Raw genomic sequence first — 20,902 nt, forward strand, 5'->3', positions numbered from 1 at the left:
ACGATGACCCGCGACACCTCCCATCGCCTTGCTCTGGTAGGCGATATCGGTGGCACCAATGCCCGGCTGGCACTCGTCCAGCCGGGCAGCCACACCCTGCAGCACATCCAGACGCTCGCCTGCGCCGAGCATGCCGGACTCGAGGAGGCCATCCAGGCCTACTATCGGATGCTGGGCCTGTCAGAGGCCGAGCAACCCGTCGAGGCCTGCCTGGCCTTCGCCTGCCCCGTGCATGATGAACGCGTCAGCATGACCAACAATCACTGGACGTTTCTCAAGCGCGAGGTGCGCGAATCATTGAGGCTTGAGCGCTTCAAGTGCCTGAATGATTTCACCGCCATGGCGCTGGGCGTGCCCCACATCGAGGCCAGCGAACGTCTGGCCATCGGTGAGGAGCTCACCGAAGGTAGTGGCGATGCGGCCTCGCCACGCCTGGTGATCGGCCCCGGCACCGGCCTGGGTGTCGCGGGTCTGGTGCGCGGCACGCACAACTGGATTCCTCTCGCGACCGAAGGGGGGCATGCAAGCTTCGCCCCCACCGACGAGATCGAGGATGGCCTGCTCGGCATCTTCCGCCGTCGCCATGGTCGCGTCTCGGTGGAGCGCCTGCTGTGTGGCCAGGGCATGCTCGAGATCTATCAGGCCCTGGGCGAGCTTCGCGGCCTGCCGACTCCCCTCGACAGTGCGGCCAGCGTCAGCCAGGCAGCGCATGAGCACCTGCATCACGATGAACCGCAGAATGCCCTCGCCTTTGATGCCGTGATGCGCTTCATGAAGATTCTTGGCGCGGTCGCCGGCGATGCAGCACTCACGCTGGGGGCGCGCGGCGGGGTCTATCTGTGTGGTGGCGTGCTGCCGCGCAACCTGGATCTGCTGATACGCAGCGATTTCCGCCACGCCTTCACCGACAAGAATCGTCTGAGCCGTTACAATGCCGCGATACCCACCTGGGTGGTGACCGCGCCGTGGACCGGCCTGCTGGGCGCCGCCGAGGCTCTGCACAATGAAGAGGTGGCATGATGCATCGCAACCTCCTGAACCATCGAGGTAGCTCGAGATGATCCCCGAAAGTCTGCGCGCACTGATCGCCGACACCGCTGGCCAACGCACTGTCGAATGGCAGGGCCGCTCGCTGTTGATCCTCAACCAGGAGTGGGGCGAGCTGGTGGTCTGCCACCAGGGGGCTCAGGTGCTGCACTATCAGCCGACGGGCGACTCTCCCTGGCTGTGGGTGACGGAAACGCCCGCCGCCCTGCCGGGCAGCATTCGCGGCGGCATTCCGCTGTGCTGGCCCTGGTTCGCGGATGAGTTCCCCGAGGGCGAAAGCGAACTGCACGGCCCCGCTCGCAAGGCCGACTGGCGCATCGATGCGGTGGACGAGGAAGAGGAAGGCGTCGAGATCCATGCCTCACCGGTCTCAGCGCTGCATGCCGCCCTCTCTCCGCGCGTGGTGATCTTTGCCAGCCGCCGCTTCCTCAAGGTCGAGCTGATCACGGAAAACCGTGGCGAGGCTCCGATCAAGATGACCGGCGCGCTGCATACCTACTTCGCAGTGGCGAATGCCTTCGAGTGTCGCGTCACTGGTCTGGCCGGCGCCAGCTACCTGGACAAGAGCCAGGACTTCTCGCGCTTCGACCAGCAGGGCGAACTGGGCGTGCGCGGCCCGCTGGACCGCATCTACCAGACCAGCCAGGTTCAGGTGCTCGAGGACGGCAAGCGTCAGCTGCGCATCGCCAAGCAGGGCTCTGACTCCACGGTGGTCTGGCATCCCGGTGACGCGCCGCCGGCCGACACCAGCGTCGAGAATGCGCGCAGCTTCCTGTGTGTCGAGACCGCCTGCACGCGACTCGATCCGGTCTGGCTGCCGCCGGGCGCTCAGCATCTGCTGGCTCAGCACATCTCACCGCTGAGCGGTGATGAGGCAAGCGGCGAGTGAATGACAGCCGGCCACGCGACTCACGGCGTGGCCGGCACCTTGCGCACCTTGTCGGCCAACCGAGAGCTCTCGGCGCCTGAATCGTGTCATCCACACGACTCCCGACTGACAGTGACTTTCGCCTCGCCTGCAAGCGTGCGTCGGGCCGCCACAGAATGCGACCCGCCCCGATGAACTTCAACAACCCATACGATGGACACTTCCATGCTGCAATTGACCCGTAGTGTTTCCTGGCAGGCGCTGACCCGGCTGGGCGAGGTGACCCGCAACGACCGCATCCGCGATTACTTCGCGGCGGATCCCAAGCGCTTCGAGAAGATGAGCCTGCGCGTCGGCGGCCTGTTTCTCGACTACTCCAAGCACCACATCTCCGATGAGGTGATGGAGGCGCTGGTCGAACTGGCTGAGCACTCTGCACTCGTTCAACGTCGCGCGCAGATGTTCTCCGGCGACATCATCAACGTCACCGAGAATCGCCCGGTGCTGCACACCGCACTGCGCAGCCAGACCAACACGCCGGTCATCGTCGATGGCAAGGACGTGATGCCGGAAATCCACAAGACGCGCGAGCAGATCCGCGCCTTCTCGGAAGCCGTGCGCAGCGGTGAGTGGAAAGGCTTCGACGGCCAGCGGATTCGCGACGTGGTCAACATCGGCATCGGCGGCTCTGATCTGGGCCCCAACATGGCCTGCCGTGCGTTGCTCAAGCATCGCCACCCGGAAATCAATTTCCACTTCGTCTCCAACGTCGATGGCAACCACATCCAGAAGGTGCTCAAGCGCCTGGATCCTGCCACCACGCTGTTCATCGTCTCCACCAAGACCTTCTCCACCCAGGAAACCCTGCTCAACGCCAAGACGGCGCGCCGCTGGTTCCTGGAGCACGCCGGTCAGGATGCCGACGTCGGTGCCCACTTCGTCGCGGCTTCCACCAACCGCAAGGCGGCCAAGGAATTCGGCATTCGCGAAGAGAACGTCTTCGAATTCTGGGCCTGGGTTGGCGGTCGCTACTCCATGTGGTCTTCCATCGGCCTGCCCATCGCCCTGTCCATCGGCTATGAAGGCTTCATGGAGCTGCTGGAAGGCGCCCATGAGATGGACCAGCACTTCATCAATGCGCCGATGGCCGAGAACATGCCGGTCCTGATGGCGCTGATCGGCATCTGGTACATCAACTTCATGGGCGCCGAGACCCAAGCCATCGTGCCTTACGACCAGGCCCTGCATCAGCTGCCCGCCTTCCTGCAGCAGCTGGACATGGAATCCAACGGCAAGTCGGTCGACATCTTCGGCCGTCCGGTGGACTACAAGACCGGCCCGATCGTGTGGGGCGAGACCGGCTCCAACGGCCAGCATGCCTTCTTCCAGCTGCTGCACCAGGGCACGCGCTACGTGCCCATCGACTTCATCGCCTCGCTGAAGCCGGAGCCGGGTACCGAAGAGCACCACTTCGCGCTGATCACCAACATGCTGGCGCAGGCCAACGCCTTCATGGAAGGCAGCCAGGATGGCAGCAACCTCGATCCGCACTACAATTGCCCGGGCAACCGCCCGTCGAGCACCCTGCTGCTGGATGAGATGACCCCGCGCAACCTCGGCGCACTGATCGCCCTCTACGAGCACAAGGTCTTCGTGCAGGGCGTGATCTGGAACATCAACTCCTTCGACCAGTGGGGCGTGCAGCTCGGCAAGCGCATCGCCGGGGAAATCAGCGCGCGTATCGATACCGACGTGAAGGCCTTCGATCCGTCCACCCAGGGCCTGCTGGCGCTGGTCCGCGAGCACTTCCCTGCCGGTGGCGCCACCCAGGCGGATGACAGCAACGACAAGCCGGGCAAGAAAGCCAAAGGCTCCACGACGACCACTCGCAAGGAAACCTCCTCCTGATGACTCCGGTAATCGCGTTCGGCGAAGCGCTCGTCGACATGCTCTCCAACAAGCTCGGCGGCCAGGCCGTCGAGCAGGAAACCTTCACGCCCTACGCGGGCGGCGCACCGGCCAACGTCGCGGTGGCCTGTGCCCGTCTCGGCCTGCCGAGTCACTTCGTCGGCATGCTGGGTCAGGACAGCTTCGGTGACTTCCTGCACGACGAACTGAGCGCTCATGGCGTGCAGATGGATCACGTCAAGCGCACCAGCCATGCGCGCACCGCACTCGCCTTCGTGTCTCGCGATGAAGAGGGTGAACGCCGCTTCGACTTCTATCGTCCGCCGGCCGCTGACCTGCTGTTCCGTCCGGAGCACGCCGGGCCTGAGCTGTTCGCGACCCCCGCCATCTTCCACCTGTGCAGCAACAGCCTGACCGACGCCGGCATCGCGGACACCAGCTTCGTGCTGGCGTCACGCGCACGTGCTGCAGGCTCTCTGGTCAGCGTGGATGCCAATCTGCGTCACAACCTGTGGCCAAACCAGCAGGTCGATGTGACCCTGGTCACGCGCCTGCTGGACAACGCCGATATCCTCAAGCTGTCCCAGGAAGAGGTCGAGGCACTGACCGGCAGTCAGCCGCAGACCGACTGGCTCGAAGCGCGCCTGAAAGCCGGTGTGCGCCTGATCGTGCTCACCGATGGCCCGGGCGTGATCCGTGCCCTGGTGCGCAAGCAGAGCGGCGACATCGAGACCGTCAGCATCACGCCGCCCACCGTCAAGGCGGTCGATACCACGGCCGGTGGCGACGCCTTCATCGGCGGCTTCCTGTCAGCCCTCAGCGAAGCCGGCATCAATGCCGACAACCTGAGCGACTGGTGCGAAGACGAGAGTCATCTCAACGCCGCACTGGAGCGTGCTGCAGCCTGCGGTGCCTTCGCCGTGACTCGCCCGGGCGCCTATGCCGCACTGCCCAAGCGTGAAGATCTCGACGCCATGAAATGATGGCCGGATAATTGCGCTGACAGGTTATCCGCCAGCGCCATCATTTCCCTGAGAGGCGCATGATAAAAGCCCCTTTGATCATCAGATCAAAGGGGCTTTTTTCGTGACCATGACGCTAATGCTTGCGCATTGGCTACCCTCCCTTCATCGGACAGGGAGTCAGTCATCACAGAAGAGACAGACGTAAAAAAGCCGGCCCTGAGGGACCGGCTTTCGTTAGCTTGCTAGACGATTGAAGACGTCTTAGAAGCCGTAGTAGATGCCGACTGCAGCGCCGTCACTAGCATCGCCAGAACGATCGTACTGGGCGTATTCAATGTAGGTGTACATCGCGGAAGAGATGTTGTAAGTCACACCCAGGTTGAATTCGTTGAAGCTGTCGTCGCCACCGTTTTCAGTAGCCACGGTGGAAGCGTCTTCAGCGTCGACATACTGGTAGCCGCCGTAGACGTCGCCCATGCCGTAGCCGTAACGCGCGCCGATACCGTAGTAGTCGACGTCGGTGTCATCTTCTTCACCCGCGAAACGCTCAGCCTTGACGGCGATACGCAGGGCATCGACGGTGTACTGACCGGTGATACCGTACTGGTCACCGATGTCGCTGCCGTTGGTGGCTTCGAACTGGTCCAGGTTGTCATACACAGCGGCGAGGGAGAAACCGCCGACGGTGTACTTGGCACCAGCGAAGAAGGACGCCTGATTGGAATCGGTGATGTTCTCGTCTTCGCCATCGCCTTCGAAGTTGGAACCGACGGCGAACTGCATGCCGCCCATGACCGGAGACATGTACTGCAGCTTGTTGCCTTCACGAGTCTGGCTGTCGCCAGTGATCTGGGAGCTGGAGTCAGTCAGGTCGAAGTATTCGTTGTTGGAGATCGGATCCTGGATCCAGTCATCCATCAGCTGATCCCAGGAACCGATACGCGCGTCACCGAAGGAGCCCTTGGCACCGACGTAGGACTGGTCGCCATCGTTCAGGCCGTTGCCGCCGCCCTTGGATTCGTCAGCGTCGTATTCCCACTCAGCCTTGAAGTAACCAACGATATCGTCGTTGATCTTGTGCTCGCCCTTGGCACCGAAGGTAGAACCGTTGTCACCCAGTTCGCTTTCCGGATCACCGCCGAGCTGGTCGACATAAGTGTATGCCAGCTGCACGTTACCGTAGATGTCCAGCTTGGTACCGTCCTGGTTGTAGACAGTAGCAGCGGAAGCAGAAGTAGCAGCCAGGGCAGCAGCGCCGGCGATGGCAGTAGCCAGAAGTGTCTTTTTCATCGCGATAGTTCCTTAACTAGCGTTAACTGTTCGATCGTGTCTGCCGATGGCAGTGACCAAGGTTCCGGGCGCTTGATGACGCCTCTAAAACTCTGTGGCCTAGTTATTATCCAATGCTCGCAGGGAAACCATATACCGGGCTTTCAGGATGTGCAACAGAAAAAAACACTGTTTTCGATCACCACTCCTGAACCTATCCATCGGTCGGTTGTCTGGCGTGAGCATACTCTAGGGCTCAAGAATGAAGGATTCATGACAACCATGCGTCTTGACGCGGATTCCTGCATCACCGAGCGCATCGCTGAGCGTTAATCCCGGATTCATTGTGGAAAAACCTCGCTTGCGACAAAAGTCGCAGAACAAATACCCGTCAACTGCTGTGCTTGTCTGATGCCAAGTTGTGGTTTCCTCTCAGCTTTATCTTCATGAAAGGCACCGTCCCTGTGCCAATGATTCATTCATGAGTCTGCTATCAATATCGGTCATCAAACTCAATCATCAAATCCAGTCAACAAGCCCAGTCGCCCTCCCTGTCATCAAGCTCTGTCATCAAGCTCTGTCATCAATCAATCTTTCCATCGCACCTTGTCAGCAGGCAGTGATCCTCAACTGCTCAACCAGTTGGGCAGGAACAGCGAGATAGCCGGCACATAGGTGATCAACACCAGGAACAGCAGCAACAGCGACAACCACGGCAATGCTGCCCGAATGACCCAGGTCATCGGCTTGCCGGTGATCCCCGCCGTCACGAAGAGGTTCAGCCCTACGGGGGGTGTCAGCATGCCGATCTCCATGTTGACCACCATGATGATGCCGAGATGGATCGGGTCGATCCCCAGCTGCGTCGCGATGGGGAACAGGATTGGCGCCATGATCAGCAGAATGGCCGAGGGCTCCATGAAGTTGCCCGCCGCCAGCAGCAGCAGATTCATCACGATCAGGAAGCCCCACGCCGGCAGCCCCCAGCCGATGATGGTTTCGGCGATGGTGTGCGGAATGCGCTCCGTGGTCAGTACATGCGCGAACAGCATCGCGTTGGCGATGATGAACAACAGCATCATCGAGACGCGCGCGCCATCCAGTACCACCTTCTTGACCTCCTGATCGGTGAAGGACCCCAGAAGCCCGGCAGGCACCTGCCACAGCGCGCGCAACCCCGCACTCCCCCAGGCTTCGTTGCCCTTGCGCCACGGCACGTTCTTCAACGGCCCCATGTCGCGATAGCCCACCACGGCGATGAACCAGGCATACACCGTGGCCACGGCCGCGGCTTCGGTGGGACTGGCCACGCCGCCATAGATCGAGCCCAGCACGATGAAGATCAACATCAGACCGCCCATGGCGATCAGGCCAGAGCGCGCAAGCACCCGTACGCCGGGGAAAGGCTGAGCCGGCAACTTCTTGATCCGCGCCGCGATATAGATGGCGACCATCAAAATACCGCCCATCAGGAGGCCCGGAATCAGACCTGCCATGAACATCTTGGCCGCCGAGACTTCCGTGGCGGCGGAATACACCAGCATCACGATGGACGGCGGAATCAGGATGCCCAGTGTCCCGGCATTGGTGATCACGCCCGCCGCGAAGGACTCGGTATAGCCCTGGCGCACCATGCCCGCGATCACGATGGAGCCGATCGCCGCCACCGTGGCCGGAGAAGAGCCGGACACGGCGGCAAACAGCATGCATGCCAATACGGAGGCCATCGCCAGTCCACCGCGCACGTGGCCGATGGCATCGGTGGCGAAGGTGATCAGGCGACGTGCCACGCCACCGGTCGAGAGAAAGGTGCTGGAGAGAATGAAGAACGGGATCGCCAGCAGGGTGTAGTGATGCGACAGGGCTTCGAACAGCTTGATCGCCACCGACCCCAGTGAGTCACTGGAAAACAGCAGGATCGTGGTGACACTCGAGAAGCCCAGCGCAAAGGCGATCGGCATGCCGAGAAAGATGCCGCCGAACAGCAGCGCAAACAGAGTGGCTATGGTCATCGTGGTGTTCCCTGATCACTGTCACGGCCAGCATCGCCGTTGTCTTGGCCATCCGGCGCGTCCGACTGCACCAGATGCATGCTGTCCTCGCCTTCGTCATGAAAGCCGAAGCCACTGGCATCGCCACGAATCACCTTCCAGCCCAGTACAGCAAAGCGCAGCATCAGCAGCAACATGGCAATGGGCAGAATGGTGAGGGCGTACCACTTGGGAATCGCGATGTCCTCAAGCTCGATGCCGATCATCTTCATCAGCGAGAGATATTCATAACTGCCGACCAGCAGCATCACGCAGTACGCCATGCAGATCGCCAGCGCCAGCAAGGTCGCCACGCGCTGCCAGAGCATCGGCAGCATCTTGACCACGACATCCACGCCGATGTGCGCGCCCTGCTTGACGCCCCAGGACACGCCGATCAGCACGAACCAGCCCGCCAGATACAGCGTGGCCTCCTGTGACCAGCTGATGCCGGTATTGAAGACGAAGCGCAACACCACCTCGACGAAGACCAGCAGCACCATCGCTACCAGCAGCAGCGAGAACAGCGTCTCTTCCGCCTTGTGAAGCCATCGTAGTGCCATGGCAAAAATCCTCATGTCGCTCAAGGACACTTGCCCCACGCGAGATCGCCGATGTCCTGGCGCTCAAGATGGGGCAAGTGATGGATGGCCTGATGGCTTACTGGTTAGCAGCTTCCGCGGCGTCGACGATGTCCTGACCGATGTCGTCGGCAAACTCGCCCCATACCGGCTTCATGGCGTCGACCCACTGCTGACGCTGGGCATCGTCGAGCGTGATGATCTCGCTCTGGCCTGAATCGAGGATGGCCTGCTTGGCCTCCATGTTCTTGGCTTCGGAGAGCTGGTTGCCGTAGACGATGGCCTCATCGAGCGCCGACTTGACCTCACCACGCACGTCATCCGGCAGGCCATTCCAGAAGCGCGCCGAAGACACCACCATATAATCCAGCACGCCGTGGTTGGATTCGGTGATGTACGGCTGCACCTCGAAGAACTTCTGGGAGTAGATGTTGGAGTAGGTATTCTCCTGACCGTCGATGGCCTTGGTCTGCAGCAGGATGAAGACCTCGGAGAACGGCTTCTTCAGCGAGACGGCATCCACCGCGTCAAACTGGGCCTCGAGCACATCGGAGGTCATGATGCGGAATTTCTTGCCGTCGGCATCCCCCGGTGTCTTGAGCGGCGATGACGCGGACAGCTGCTTCATGCCGTTATGCAGATAACCGAGCCCCACCAACCCCTTGGATTCCAGCGACGTCAGCAATGACTGGCCCGTCTCGCTGCTCTGGAAGCGTTCGACAGCGCCCATGTCCTTGAACAGGAAGGGCAGATCGAAGACCTGCAGCTGATCGGTATATTTCTGGAACTTGGACAATGACGGTGCCGCCAGCTGCACATCGCCCAGCAGCATGGCTTCCAGCACCTTGTCGTCCCCGTACAGCTGCGAACTGGGGTAGAGCTCGACTTCCACCTTGTCGCCCAGTCGCTCCTCCACCAGTTGCTGGAATTTCTTGCCCATCTGGCCCTTGGGGGTATTTTCCGCCACCACATGGGAAAACTTGATGGTGATCGGGTCGGCCATGGCCGTCGCTGAGGCAAACAGGATGGCAGCACTCAGGGCGGTCAGGGCTGGCTTGATAAGGCGCATGGCGAATCCTCTTGAATTGCGGATATTGTTGGTCTTGTAGGGCATTCGATATCCCGTCTGCGCGGCTCCGACACGAAGCCGCGCAGAGGTGCGGCGCGAGCAGGGATAGCCGAGACCCTGCGAGCATTGCGCCACAGCCGCCAGATAGACGAGACAATCCTGACAATTCAATAAGTTGAAGACGCACAGTTCGCATACAACTCGCGCACAAGTGAGCCGAATTCCGCGGGCCGCCGGCGATCTGTGAGGAGTTGTGCGGATTTCCGCCCACCAACGACAAGGCCCCTGTGCGGGAATCCGCACAGGGGCCTTGTCTGTTAGCACCGATCATTGTCGATCGAGCGTCTTCACCAGCTGTCACATCACCTGCCAACACATTCTCAGGAACGGTTCTCAGGGACGGTTCTCGAGGACTGTGTTCAGGGGCGGTGCTTGGTCATCAGCTCGCTGAGCTTGTGGCTGATACGCTGATCGGTCGCCTGCTCTTCCCGCGCCTTCTGTTGACGCGTCAGCTCATCGAGCTGCTGACGGGCATGGCGTGCCTCATCTTCCGTCACGGCACCCACCGACTGACCCGAGAGGTCCACGCGCTGCGTGCCCGCCCGTACCGCCTTCAGATACCGCGGCAGATGGACATAACCCGCCAGCGCGCGTCGCACCAGCTTGTCATCCCAGGGCTCGTTTTCCAGCAGCTCGATATGGATGCCGATCTTCAGCGGCCGGGTGTGGCCCTTGAAGAAGGTATCCGGATAGCGCTTGTACCACTGCTTGAGCAGCGCATGGGGAGAAGGCGCCGACTCAGGCTGAGAAGCCTGCTGTGCTTGCGGGGCCTCGCCCTGCTCAGCCTCGTTCTGCTGCTGCGCTTCCTGCTCCTGCGGTACCTGAGCTTGCGGCGTCTGGGCTTGCGACGCCTGAGCCTCGGACGAATCAGCAGCCGTCGTTGTCTGCGCGGCAGCTGCCGGCTGACTCACGTTCAGGCGCTCTGAGGCCAGGCGTTCTGCCTGCGCCTCCTGCTGCGCTGCCAGACCCGACTCCGCATTCGTGGAGAATTGCGGTGCAGAAGCCTGCTCAGCCTGCTCAGCCAGTTCGCGCAATTGCGCATCTCGCGCCAGCAACGCCTCATTCACCGCGCTTAACTGCGCCTGCTGCTCCTGCAGTGTCTGGCGCGCCGCCGCGAGTTGCTCAGCGAGCTGCTCACGCTCATGACGCTCCGCGGCCAGTGCACGCTCGGCTTCTGCCAGGGCATGCTGATACGCATCGGCATCTGCCGTGGCTGCAGACGCCGCCTGCTGCTCCAGCTGGGCCAGCGCATCGCGCAGGCGGGCATTTTCCGACTCCAGGGCCGCACGGGCCTGGCGCTCTGTGTCACGCTGCTGTCGCTGTGTGTCGGCTTCATGTTCAAGCGCAGAATACAGCGCTTCGAGGCGATCCATCGTCAAGGCCTGAGCCTCCCTTGCACGCTATGGGCAGTTCCGTTTGGCACCAGTCTGTGTCAGTACCTGCTGACTGTAAAGGTCACGCCGGCCAGCCAGTGGCTCAGACGTCGCGGCGCTCGAAGCGCACGAAGTCATAGGCCGGCAGACCCTCACCACTCTCCCCCGGGACGCGCTGCGCTTCCTGCCAGCTCGCATCCAGCGCCGGGAAATGGGCATCGCCCTCGATCTCGACCGCAACCTCGGTGAGATAGAGGCGCGTCGCCACCGGCAGCGCCTGGGCGTAGATCTGACCGCCACCGATCACCATGATCTCGTCCACGCCCTCGATCATCGCGTGGTGGTCCGCCATGCTTAGCGCGGCGGCCAGGTCACTGCAGACCCGCACGCCATCGTGACTGAACTCGCTGTCACGCGTGACCACGATGTTGAGGCGGTTGGGCAGCGGCCTGCCGATGGAGGCGAAGGTCTTGCGTCCCATGATCACCGGCTTGCCCTGGGTGACATGCTTGAAGAACTTCAGGTCTTCCGGCAGGTACCACGGCAACTGATTGTCGACGCCGATCACGCGGTTGACCGACATGGCAGCAATCATCGCGACGGGCACGACGGTGTCAGCCGCCGCCGTCAGCGGGGAGAATTCATTATCGCTCATACAGCCACCTGCGCCTTGATATGCGGATGGGATTCATAGCCTTCGATGGCAATGTCATCGAAGGTGAAGTCGAACAGATCCGTGACTTCCGGATTCAACACCAGCTGCGGCAGCGCCAACGGCTCACGCGTCAACTGCTCACGCGCCTGCTCGAGATGATTGCTGTAAAGGTGGGCATCGCCGAGGGTGTGGATGAACTCGCCCGGCTTGAGGCCACACACCTGCGCGACCATCTGGGTCAGCAGCGCATAGCTTGCGATGTTGAACGGCACGCCGAGGAAGATGTCCGCGCTGCGCTGATAGAGCTGGCAGGACAGGCGACCATCGGCGACGTAGAACTGGAACAGTGCATGACAGGGCGGCAGCGCCATCTCGTCCACCAGCGCCGGGTTCCAGGCCGAGACCATCAGGCGGCGCGAATCCGGGTTGGTCTTGATCTGCTCGATCAGCTGGCTGATCTGGTCGACGGAACCGCCTTGCGGGTTCGGCCAGCTGCGCCACTGGTAACCGTATACCGGCCCGAGGTCGCCATTCTCATCGGCCCACTCGTCCCAGATACGCACGCCGTTTTCCTTCAGGTAAGCGATGTTGGTATCGCCCTTCAGGAACCACAGCAGCTCGTGGATGATCGAGCGCAGGTGCAGCTTCTTGGTCGTGACCAGCGGAAAGCCTTCGGCCAGATCAAAGCGCATCTGGTGGCCGAAGACACTCAGGGTGCCGGTGCCGGTGCGATCGCCCTTTTGTGTGCCGTTTTCCAGCACATGGCGCATCAGATCTAGATAGGGTTGCATGGTGGCGAGTCCGTACGGCGTGTCAGAGGCTGGCGCGGCGAGCGGAGCCGTGGATCGCCCTGCACCAGCCTCTTCATGAATTCGAATCGTTCACTTGACGATATTTGACGCTGCCAGATACGCAAGAACGCGGCCCGATGGCCGCGTTCTTGCGTATCTGGCAGGGGGTGAGTTTACACCGAATGCCCCCTGTATTCACGCCTGCATTGCCCCTCAGGAGGCGCGAGGCACCGGCGGCTGCGCCACTTCCTGACCGCGCGACCAGGCCATCAACAGCAGCCCGAACAGCACCATCGGCAGCGACAGCAGCTGGCCCATGGTCAGCCAGTCGAAGGCGATGAAGCCGAGCTGGGAGTCCGGCTGACGGAAGAATTCGGTGATGAACCGGAAGCAGCCGTAGCAGAGCAGGAACAGACCGGAGATCAAGCCCTTCTGACGCGGTTCACGCGAGACGAACCACAGGATGGCGAACAGCGCGACGCCTTCCAGTGCAAACTGATAGAGCTGCGAGGGATGACGCGGTTCCGGCCCGTAGAGCGGATAGACCATGCCCCAGGAGACATCGGTGATGCGCCCCGGCAGCTCCTGATTGATGAAGTTGCCCAGCCGCCCTGCGCCGAGACCGATCGGCACCATCGGCGCGATGAAATCGGTCAGCTGGAAGAAGGTCAGCTGATGGCGACGCGCGAACATCAGCATCGCGATCAACACGCCTAGCAGACCGCCATGGAAGCTCATGCCGCCATCCCAGACCTTGAAGATCCACACAGGGTCCACCAGCAGCTTGTCGAAGCCATAGAAGAGCGCGTACCCCAGGCGGCCACCCAGCACCACGCCCAGGGCGCCGAAGAAGATCAGGTCGCCTACCGCGTCCTGACTCAGGCCGACGCGTGCGCGACGTGCTCGTGCCAGCCCCCAGGCCGCCGCGAAACCGATCACGTACATCAACCCGTACCAATGAATCTTGAAGGGCCCCAGCGCCAGCGCCACGGGGTCGATCTCAGGATATTGCAACATGTGAAAACCTTGAATGAGGAAGTCGGGCTCTACCAACGTACTGGGCGATGCAGTCATCGCCTCTCAGGCGGGCAGAGCATAACAGTCAAAGCATGAACACGACCTGCCTGAAGCAGCGCATTCCCGCTCACGCCAGCAGAAACCGCAGTCCGACGATGACCAGAATCAGCGCGAACAGGCGCTTGAGCAGCAGAGCCGGCAAGGCATGCGCCAGCCGCGCCCCGAGGCGCGCAAACGGCACGGACGCCAGCACGATGCCCAGCCACGCCACCCAATGGACATAGCCGATGGCGTGCTCCGGCAGATTGGGGGCATGCCAACCGACCACGATGTTGGTCAGTGCGGCGGTCAGCGCGATGGGAAAGCCTGCCGCGGCGGCGGTCCCCACCGCTTCTGTCATGCGCGCCTGCCAGCTGGAAAGCATCGGCACCATCACCGTGCCGCCACCGATGCCGAACAGCGAGGAAATCACGCCGACGGTACTGCCACCCACGAACTGACCGACCCGACCGGGCGCCTGGGCCATCTGGCCCACCTTGAGATCCAGCCCGAGCTTGGCCGCCACCAGCAGCACGAAGACGCCGAAGGCCAGCTTGAGCGTCTCACCGCTCAACTCACTGGCCAGCACCACGCCCAGCCCGGTGCCGACCACCAGCCCCGGCAACAGGCGTTTGAGCCAATCGAGGCGCACCGCACCGCGCTCATGATGTGCCCGCGCCGACGACAGCGAGGTCACCACGATAGTGGCCAGCGAGGTGCCGATCGCCAGGTGCATCAATACCTCCGGCGCGACCCCTTGCAGCACGAAGGCCGCGGCCAGTACCGGCACGATGACGAGCCCTCCGCCGATCCCGAACAACCCCGCAATCATGCCGGCGACTGCGCCCAGCAAGGGATACCACCACCACATACCCGACTCCTTTCATGCTGCATTGGGGTGACTGTCCGCCGAGAGTGGCCCGGGCCTCTCAGCGCCATGACCGTCAGCCGTCTGTTGATGCTGGACCTTCGCCGCTGCCGGACGCGCGTGGCGTCAGCGTCACGTCAGGCAGCCACATGCTGACCTTGTCGATCAGCGCCTGAGGCCGGTAGGGCTTGCCCAGATAATCATCCAGCCCGGCAGCGAAGAAGCGCTCGCGATCGGCTTCACTGGCATTGGCGGTCAGCGCGATGATGACACTGCGCCGCTCACTGCCGGCGGCGGCTTCCTGCTCGCGCCAGCGCTGGCTGACACTGACGCCATCCATGCCGGGCATGAAGATATCCATGAACACCAGCGCGTAGAAATGCTGTCCACGAGCGGCCAGCGCCTCTTCGCCGCTGCTGGCGGTATCGACCAACAACCCCTGACGACCGAGCACCGTGCGCGCCAGCATCGCATTCACCGGCCCGTCATCGACCACCAGGATGCGGGTTTCGGTCGGCTTGCCCGGCCATGTCATCGGCAGCAGGATTTCCAGCGCCTGCTCGTCGTCCAGGTTGATCTGTCGATAGCTGCCGCCCAGCTCGTCGATCAAGCGCCGCGCCATGACAAGGCTCGAGGGCGATTGATGACCGATATCGAGGCCGACATGTCCACGCAGCTCGAGCCGCAGACAGCAACAGCCAGCGCCCTCGTCGTCGGAACCCTCTGCAGAGAACGCTGCATCGCGACAGGCCGGCAGCTCACAGGCTTGCTGCAGCTCAAGCAGCAGAGATTGATGACTGGCGCTTTCGTGACGCACGCAGCCTTCCGCCAGATGCTCGAACAGCTGCGCGAGGCGGCGCACATCACCGCGCAAGGCCTCCGGCATCGGCCCCAGCTGCCACTCGAAGGGGCAGCCGACATCATGATGGCGCTGCTGCATGTCCTCGAGCAGCGCCCCCAGCGTCTCGGTCGGCGAGAAGTCATTCTCTTCCAGCGGCGTCCGTACCACTTCCTCGCGCTCGGTCAGGGCATCCAGCAGTTGCGCCACGCTGTCGAGGCGGCCCTGCAGCAGGCTGAGCTCGGCATCCTCGATATGACGCTCACGCCTGAGCTGACCAAGCTTGCGCACCAGCCCTTGCAGCGGCGGCGTCAGCTCAGCGTGCAGCATGTCCAGATAATCACTCTTCAGACGCGCTTCTTCGCGGGCACGGTCACGCGCGACCAGTAACTGCTGGCTGGCCTGATCGTGCTCTGACTCATCGATCATCACGCCGAGCACCTGCGCCGGGTCATTGTTGAAGCGACACAGCTCGAGGCGCATGCGCCGCATGCGCCCCTCGGCGTCATGTACCCGGAGTTCACGACTGCTGGGCACGCTGGGGTTGGGCTCCAGCATCAGCAAGCTGCCCACCGACCGGCCCAGCGCCTCATGCAATACCAGTCCGAACAGCTTCTCGAAGGCCGGGTTGGCCATCGCCAACAGTCCATGGCGCATCACGAAGGCCGGCAGCGGCAAGGCATCCAGCTCATGGCCGCGACCACGACGCAGCAAGGCCACGGCCCCACGATGGCGACGCAGGATGTCATCCGCCGGATAGGCCTGCCGCCCCACCGGCGGGTACTCCTCCATCACCTCACCGTTCTCGATACGCTCGCTCTGGCGCGCCAACCACTCCAAGGGCTGCCCCAGGCGCTGGTCCATGCGCCTGAGCCGCCATTGCAAGATGAGCATGACGACGGCAAACACCAGCAGCAGCGCGCCACCACTGCCCAGCAACAGGGTCAGCAGCGGCACCTGACCGGGCACCTCGAGTCGCGTGCTGGACACCAGACGCCAACCAGTGACCGGCAAGCTGTCCCACACCACCACCTGATTCCCGTGCGGGTCGTCCAGCGTGGCACCGCGTAGGCTGGTATCCATCGCGCGGGCGATATCCGCGGGCAGCTCCCGGGAATGGCCGTCGCCGACATTGCTGCTGGCCGCCCAGACGTTCAGGTGGTCATCGACCAGCCAGAAGGCATCCGAGGGGGCATGCCCCGGCAGCAGCAGGCGCGCCTCCATCTGCGGCAGCGCGAGATCCAGCCCGACACGCGCCTTCTGGCCATTGCTGAGAGAGACCTCTGCCAGCGCCGTGATCTGCGGCAGACCGGCAGGCCCCGGATGCGGCGGTAGCCAGACCACGCGCGCCGCACCATTGTCGGTGTTCTCGGCAAGCTGACGCACGGTGCCCGGCAGCACGCCGGTATAGGGCATGAAATCGCTGCCCGGCGCGAAGGCATCCAGCACGTTGAACCAGGGATAGAGCATGACCATGCTGTTATCGAGACTCACGAACAGGCGTGAGATCAGGGGGTCCGACGAGTAGAGGTCCGACAGCAGCCACTGCATATGCATCAGTCGCCGCCCGGCGTCACGATCCTCATCGCTCAACGGCCCTGCGAATTCGCCGTAGAGTGCGGCCCCCCCACGCGATACCGGTCTGAACAGCTGGCCCTGCTCGGTGAGCGAGAACTGGTCCAGGCCATCGTCATAGGCGCTGCTCCCGTTGGCGCCGAAGTCGAGATGGCGCCGTGCATAGCGCGCCAGAATCTGCAGGCGACGCTGTTGGGTTTCCAGACGCTCGCTGACCAGCGCCGTGGCCAGCGCATGCTCCTGCCGGAGCTCCCCCAGCGCGCTATCGACGGCAGCATGCTGCGTGCTGTCCCAGACCACGGCGGCCCCGACCAGAAAGCTCAACGCCACCGCCAGCTCCGCCAGCAGCAGCGGGCCAGCCGTCAGCCGAATCATGCGCGCCCAGACCTTCTCCAGGCCACTGGCGGGATTCTGGGCATTCGAAGCCACCGCCGCAGCAGGCGGTGGCTCGACAGAGGAAGCACGGCGCGAGAACATGATCTGAAAGCATCCTGTAGGTGAGGCGTCGGCAAGCCCGACCGCTGACCAGCGCAAGCTGTCGAGACAAAGCAGCAGCATACGCAAGCCGCCGTCAGGCGTCATGCAGTGCCAGCGTGACAGAGGCGCTATTTTCTCCCGACCCCCTGATGGAGTGGCGACATGTGCCTGATGGCATTTGACTGGCAACCGGACTCGCCGCAGGGCGAATGCCTGTTACTGATCGGCAACCGGGATGAGTTTCACGCACGCGCCACCGCCGGGCTCTGCGTGTGGCCGGATGGTGTCCTGTGCGGCGGACGCGACCTGGTGGCCGGCGGCGGCTGGCTGGTCATGCACCCCGCCGGCAGCCTCGCCACGCTGACCAACGTGCGCCAGCTGGACCACCCTGCCCCGACGGCCAGCATCAGCCGTGGCCAGCTGGTCGCGGCCGCGGCGCGTCAGGCGCTGGGGCGATGCTCGCGCTGGCGCCTTGAAGACTGGTTGCGCGCACTGGTCGCGGGAGAGAGCGTGCCCGCGGCACTGGAGGGAGCGGACGCACAGAAGCTGTCTGCGCTGACGCTTGAGGCCGTGGACTGGTGCAACCTGCTGGTCTGCGATGGCAAGGCGTTGTGGCGCCTGCATCATGGCCCACAAGGGGCCGAGGTGAGCCGCCTCAGCGCGGGCATCCACAGCCTGAGCAATGGCCATCCCGAGACCGACTGGCCCAAGCAACGACGCCTGAGTGGCCGCCTGACAGCCCTCCTCGACCCGTCAGCCCGTGCCGGTCAGACAACCGCACGGCCATTGAGCGACGACGCGCTGCTCGACCTGCTCAAGGATGACTGGCGGCCCGCGCCGACTCAGCTACCGGCCACCGGACTCTCGCCCGAACGCGAAGCCCTGCTGTCCAGCCCGTTCATCGTCAGCGCCGAATATGGCACGCGGGCCTCGACCCTGGTGCGCTGGCAACGCCACCCGGCAAGGGATACGACTGATCCGTCCGGTGTGGTGCAGACCCTGACCCTGCTGGAGCGCCGCTTCAGCCCTGAGGGCCACATCATCGCCAGTCGCAGGGCCATGACCCGCTCACTCGCATCGGAGAGCGGCAAAAAAGGAGATATCGGCAGCTGGCGACTCAGCTAGCCGTCTCGCCGGCTTTCTGTGCCACAGGCGCGTTGTCGCGCGGCGGCAGCAGGTGGGCCAGATCCCAGGCCTGCAGGCGGTGGAGCAACAGGTCATGAACCTCATCGGCGGTGGGCTGACACAGCACCTCGCCCACCAGCCCCTGCGCCGCACTCAGTGACACCCGCCGAATGGCCGCACGCACGCGCGGCAGGCTCGGGGCATTCATCGACAGACTGTCAAAGCCCATGCCCAGCAGCAGCAAGGCCCCGGCGGGGTCGCCCGCCAGCTCACCGCAGACGCTCACCGGTATCTTGAGCGCACGCGACTCTTCCGCCAGACGCGCAAGGGCGCGCAACACCGCCGGATGGCAGGCATCGTAGAGACTCGCCACGCGCGGGTTGTTGCGGTCCACCGCCAGCAGATACTGGGTGAGATCGTTGGAGCCCACCGAGAAGAAGTCGACCCGGGTGGCGAGCGCTTCCAGCTGATAGAGCGCCGCCGGCACCTCGATCATCACGCCGACACTCGGTCGCGAGACGTTGATGCCCTCTTCGGCCAGCTCGACCAGCGCCCGATTGACCAGCGCCAGCGCCGCATCGACTTCCTCGATTCCCGAGATCATCGGCAGCATGATGCGCAGATTGTCCAGCCCTTCCGCGGCACGCAGCATGGCCCGCAGCTGCACCATCAGCACCTCGGGGTGATCGAGCGTCACCCGGATGCCCCGCCAGCCCAGGAAGGGATTGGCCTCGTTGATCGGGAAATAGGGCAGGTCCTTGTCGCCGCCGATATCCAGCGTGCGCATGGTGACCGGCAGCGGCGCGAAGCCCAGCAGCTGCTCACGATAAAGACGCGCCTGCTCCTGCTCGCTGGGGAAGCGGTCACTCATCATGAACGGTACTTCGGTGCGGTAGAGCCCGACCCCGCCGACCCGCGACTTGAGCGACGCGACGGAATCCAGCGCCAGGCCGGTATTCACCATCAGCGGCAGAACATGACCATCCGGGGTCACACTTGGCAGATCCTGCTCCTGTTCCAGCAGCGCACTCAACGCCTGCTCCTCCTCGATCAACCGTGAATAGTAGGCGCCGAGCTCAAGCTCGGGACGCACTACCAGTCGACCACGGTGACCATCGAGAATGACCGGTGCACCGCCCAGTCGCGACAACGGAAGATCCACCATGCCCAGCACGGTGGGAATCCCCATCGCACGCGCCAGGATGGCGACATGCGAGGTACTCGAGCCACTGACCGCGACCAGCCCCTTGAGGCGTTCACGCGGGACTTCCCCCAGCGTGGCGGGGCTGATCTCGTGACCGATGAGGATGGTGTTTTCCGGGTATTCGATCGGACCGCTATCACCCTCTTCCTGCAGGTGTGACAACACGCGGCGCCCAAGATCCCGTATGTCGGCGGCTCTTTCGCGCAGATAGTCGTCATCGACACGCTCGAGATACTGCACATGGCGGCGCACGATATCGGCCAGCGCCGCCGGCGCCCACTGTCCTTCACGGATGCGCTTCTCGACTTCCTGGCCCAGCGCCGCGTCACCCAGCATCTGCTGATAGACCTCGAACAGCGCATGTTCCTGGGTGGAGATACGACTGGCGAGGCGCTCCGCCGCGACGCGAATCTCTTCGCGCACGGCGTTGATCGCCTCCTTGAGGCGTGCGATCTCGAATTCGATATCGGTGGGGATCAGGTCGGGGACGGCGTCCAGGTCGGCAGGCGGAGACAGCACGAAGGCCTTGCCGATGGCGATACCAGGCGAGCCGGCCACGCCGGAGAAGGTCGCCTGGCCGCTGGTACCGGCCAGCTTGCCCAGCGCCCCGGTGGCCAGGGCGTGGGCCAGCACTCCCGCCAGCTGCGCGCCGAGGGTGACAAGGAAGGCTTCCTCACCTTCATCGAAACGGCGCTTCTCGTGCTGCTGGATGACCAGCACCCCGAGCACGCGACGCTGATGGATGATGGGGACACCGAGGAAGCTGGAGAAACGCTCCTCTCCGGTCTCCTCGAAATAACGGAATTGGGGATGTGCGGGCGCATCCTCGAGGTTGAGCGGCTCTTCTCTGAGCGCCACCATCCCGACCAGGCCCTCGCCACGTGCCAGACTGACCTGCCCCACCGACGACGAGCGCAGACCGATGGTGTCCTTGAGCACGAAGCGATCGCTTTCCGGTGCCAGCAGATAGACGGAGCAGACGTCCGTCTTCATGGCCTTGCGTATGCGCAACACCATGGTCGCCAGTGCCGCGTCCAGAGAACGTGCGCCATTGACCTCCTGAACGATACGACGTAGCACCTCAAGCATGGAGTACCTCAAGCATGGTGTATCTCGCGCATCGAAGACGTCGAGAAGGTGATT

Annotated in this window: 16 protein-coding genes; 5 read left to right on the forward strand and 11 right to left on the reverse strand. The window is 63.2% G+C overall.

Going from position 1 to position 20,902, the window contains the following annotated elements; translation table 11 throughout:
• Nucleotides 1–3: 3 nt before the first annotated feature.
• From glk to CLAM6_RS13555, 4 genes are all read left to right on the forward strand, one after another.
• Nucleotides 4–1,020, forward strand: coding sequence for a glucokinase (gene glk, locus CLAM6_RS13540; RefSeq protein WP_153636384.1), 1,017 nt, complete (start codon nt 4–6; stop codon nt 1,018–1,020).
• 37 nt (nt 1,021–1,057) lie between these two features.
• The gene (locus CLAM6_RS13545) at nt 1,058–1,936 is read left to right on the forward strand and encodes a D-hexose-6-phosphate mutarotase (protein ID WP_153636385.1); all 879 of its coding nucleotides are present in this window, start codon (nt 1,058–1,060) and stop codon (nt 1,934–1,936) included.
• A gap of 204 nt (nt 1,937–2,140) precedes the next feature.
• Complete coding sequence (pgi, locus tag CLAM6_RS13550; RefSeq protein ID WP_054555572.1) at nt 2,141–3,823, forward strand: glucose-6-phosphate isomerase; 1,683 nt, start codon at nt 2,141–2,143, stop codon at nt 3,821–3,823.
• A complete protein-coding gene (locus tag CLAM6_RS13555; protein ID WP_054555573.1) occupies nt 3,823–4,806 on the forward strand; it encodes a carbohydrate kinase family protein in 984 nt (327 codons plus the stop codon). Before pgi ends, CLAM6_RS13555 begins: the two co-directional genes overlap by 1 nt.
• A 243-nt stretch (nt 4,807–5,049) precedes the next feature.
• On the opposite strand, the gene CLAM6_RS13560 is transcribed toward CLAM6_RS13555, so the two are convergent.
• From CLAM6_RS13560 to CLAM6_RS13605, 10 genes are all read right to left on the reverse strand, one after another.
• Nucleotides 5,050–6,078 (reverse strand): porin, encoded by a 1,029-nt coding sequence (locus CLAM6_RS13560; protein WP_153636386.1) that lies wholly within the window; start codon nt 6,076–6,078, stop codon nt 5,050–5,052.
• Between the two features lie 605 nt (nt 6,079–6,683).
• A complete protein-coding gene (locus tag CLAM6_RS13565; RefSeq protein WP_043331424.1) occupies nt 6,684–8,069 on the reverse strand; it encodes a TRAP transporter large permease in 1,386 nt (461 codons plus the stop codon).
• Complete coding sequence (locus CLAM6_RS13570) at nt 8,066–8,650, reverse strand: TRAP transporter small permease (protein WP_153636387.1); 585 nt, start codon at nt 8,648–8,650, stop codon at nt 8,066–8,068. Before CLAM6_RS13570 ends, CLAM6_RS13565 begins: the two co-directional genes overlap by 4 nt.
• Before the next feature lie 97 nt (nt 8,651–8,747).
• Nucleotides 8,748–9,737, reverse strand: a complete 990-nt coding sequence (locus tag CLAM6_RS13575) for a TRAP transporter substrate-binding protein (RefSeq protein ID WP_153636388.1) — start codon at nt 9,735–9,737, stop codon at nt 8,748–8,750.
• Nucleotides 9,738–10,156: 419 nt separating this feature from the next.
• Nucleotides 10,157–11,170, reverse strand: coding sequence for a ProQ/FINO family protein (locus CLAM6_RS13580; RefSeq protein WP_153636960.1), 1,014 nt, complete (start codon nt 11,168–11,170; stop codon nt 10,157–10,159).
• Nucleotides 11,171–11,273: 103 nt separating this feature from the next.
• Nucleotides 11,274–11,825: a dihydrofolate reductase gene (locus CLAM6_RS13585; protein WP_054555577.1), complete on the reverse strand. Its 552-nt coding sequence runs from the start codon at nt 11,823–11,825 to the stop codon at nt 11,274–11,276.
• Nucleotides 11,822–12,616 carry a thymidylate synthase gene (locus CLAM6_RS13590; protein WP_043331428.1) on the reverse strand — a complete coding sequence of 265 codons (795 nt, stop codon included), beginning with the start codon at nt 12,614–12,616 and terminating at the stop codon, nt 11,822–11,824. Before CLAM6_RS13590 ends, CLAM6_RS13585 begins: the two co-directional genes overlap by 4 nt.
• Before the next feature lie 213 nt (nt 12,617–12,829).
• The gene (gene lgt / locus CLAM6_RS13595) at nt 12,830–13,633 is read right to left on the reverse strand and encodes a prolipoprotein diacylglyceryl transferase (protein ID WP_153636389.1); all 804 of its coding nucleotides are present in this window, start codon (nt 13,631–13,633) and stop codon (nt 12,830–12,832) included.
• A 127-nt stretch (nt 13,634–13,760) separates the two neighbouring features.
• Nucleotides 13,761–14,543: a sulfite exporter TauE/SafE family protein gene (locus CLAM6_RS13600; protein WP_054555579.1), complete on the reverse strand. Its 783-nt coding sequence runs from the start codon at nt 14,541–14,543 to the stop codon at nt 13,761–13,763.
• A gap of 73 nt (nt 14,544–14,616) precedes the next feature.
• Entirely contained in the window at nt 14,617–17,430 is a 2,814-nt protein-coding gene (locus tag CLAM6_RS13605) for a response regulator (protein ID WP_172978712.1), read from the reverse strand.
• 162 nt (nt 17,431–17,592) lie between these two features.
• Here CLAM6_RS13605 and CLAM6_RS13610 point away from each other — a divergent pair, with 162 nt between their 5' ends.
• The gene (locus CLAM6_RS13610; RefSeq protein WP_153636391.1) at nt 17,593–18,555 is read left to right on the forward strand and encodes an NRDE family protein; all 963 of its coding nucleotides are present in this window, start codon (nt 17,593–17,595) and stop codon (nt 18,553–18,555) included.
• Here CLAM6_RS13610 and ptsP read toward each other — a convergent pair.
• Nucleotides 18,548–20,848, reverse strand: a complete 2,301-nt coding sequence (ptsP, locus tag CLAM6_RS13615; protein ID WP_153636392.1) for a phosphoenolpyruvate--protein phosphotransferase — start codon at nt 20,846–20,848, stop codon at nt 18,548–18,550. The genes CLAM6_RS13610 and ptsP overlap by 8 nt on opposite strands.
• Nucleotides 20,849–20,902 lie beyond the last annotated feature (54 nt).

Source organism: Cobetia sp. AM6, assembly GCF_009617955.1.
GTDB classification, from domain to species: domain Bacteria; phylum Pseudomonadota; class Gammaproteobacteria; order Pseudomonadales; family Halomonadaceae; genus Cobetia; species Cobetia amphilecti.

Bases quoted from the DNA above. Each gene is read 5' to 3' on its own strand.
- glk (WP_153636384.1), top strand. From the start codon at position 4: ATGACCCGCGACACCTCCCATCGCCTTGCTCTGGTAGGCGATATCGGT.
- CLAM6_RS13545 (WP_153636385.1), top strand. From the start codon at position 1,058: ATGATCCCCGAAAGTCTGCGCGCACTGATCGCCGACACCGCTGGCCAA.
- pgi (WP_054555572.1), top strand. From the start codon at position 2,141: ATGCTGCAATTGACCCGTAGTGTTTCCTGGCAGGCGCTGACCCGGCTG.
- CLAM6_RS13555 (WP_054555573.1), top strand. From the start codon at position 3,823: ATGACTCCGGTAATCGCGTTCGGCGAAGCGCTCGTCGACATGCTCTCC.
- CLAM6_RS13560 (WP_153636386.1), bottom strand. From the start codon at position 6,078: ATGAAAAAGACACTTCTGGCTACTGCCATCGCCGGCGCTGCTGCCCTG.
- CLAM6_RS13565 (WP_043331424.1), bottom strand. From the start codon at position 8,069: ATGACCATAGCCACTCTGTTTGCGCTGCTGTTCGGCGGCATCTTTCTC.
- CLAM6_RS13570 (WP_153636387.1), bottom strand. From the start codon at position 8,650: ATGGCACTACGATGGCTTCACAAGGCGGAAGAGACGCTGTTCTCGCTG.
- CLAM6_RS13575 (WP_153636388.1), bottom strand. From the start codon at position 9,737: ATGCGCCTTATCAAGCCAGCCCTGACCGCCCTGAGTGCTGCCATCCTG.
- CLAM6_RS13580 (WP_153636960.1), bottom strand. From the start codon at position 11,170: ATGGATCGCCTCGAAGCGCTGTATTCTGCGCTTGAACATGAAGCCGAC.
- CLAM6_RS13585 (WP_054555577.1), bottom strand. From the start codon at position 11,825: ATGAGCGATAATGAATTCTCCCCGCTGACGGCGGCGGCTGACACCGTC.
- CLAM6_RS13590 (WP_043331428.1), bottom strand. From the start codon at position 12,616: ATGCAACCCTATCTAGATCTGATGCGCCATGTGCTGGAAAACGGCACA.
- lgt (WP_153636389.1), bottom strand. From the start codon at position 13,633: ATGTTGCAATATCCTGAGATCGACCCCGTGGCGCTGGCGCTGGGGCCC.
- CLAM6_RS13600 (WP_054555579.1), bottom strand. From the start codon at position 14,543: ATGTGGTGGTGGTATCCCTTGCTGGGCGCAGTCGCCGGCATGATTGCG.
- CLAM6_RS13605 (WP_172978712.1), bottom strand. From the start codon at position 17,430: ATGTTCTCGCGCCGTGCTTCCTCTGTCGAGCCACCGCCTGCTGCGGCG.
- CLAM6_RS13610 (WP_153636391.1), top strand. From the start codon at position 17,593: ATGTGCCTGATGGCATTTGACTGGCAACCGGACTCGCCGCAGGGCGAA.
- ptsP (WP_153636392.1), bottom strand. From the start codon at position 20,848: ATGCTTGAGGTGCTACGTCGTATCGTTCAGGAGGTCAATGGCGCACGT.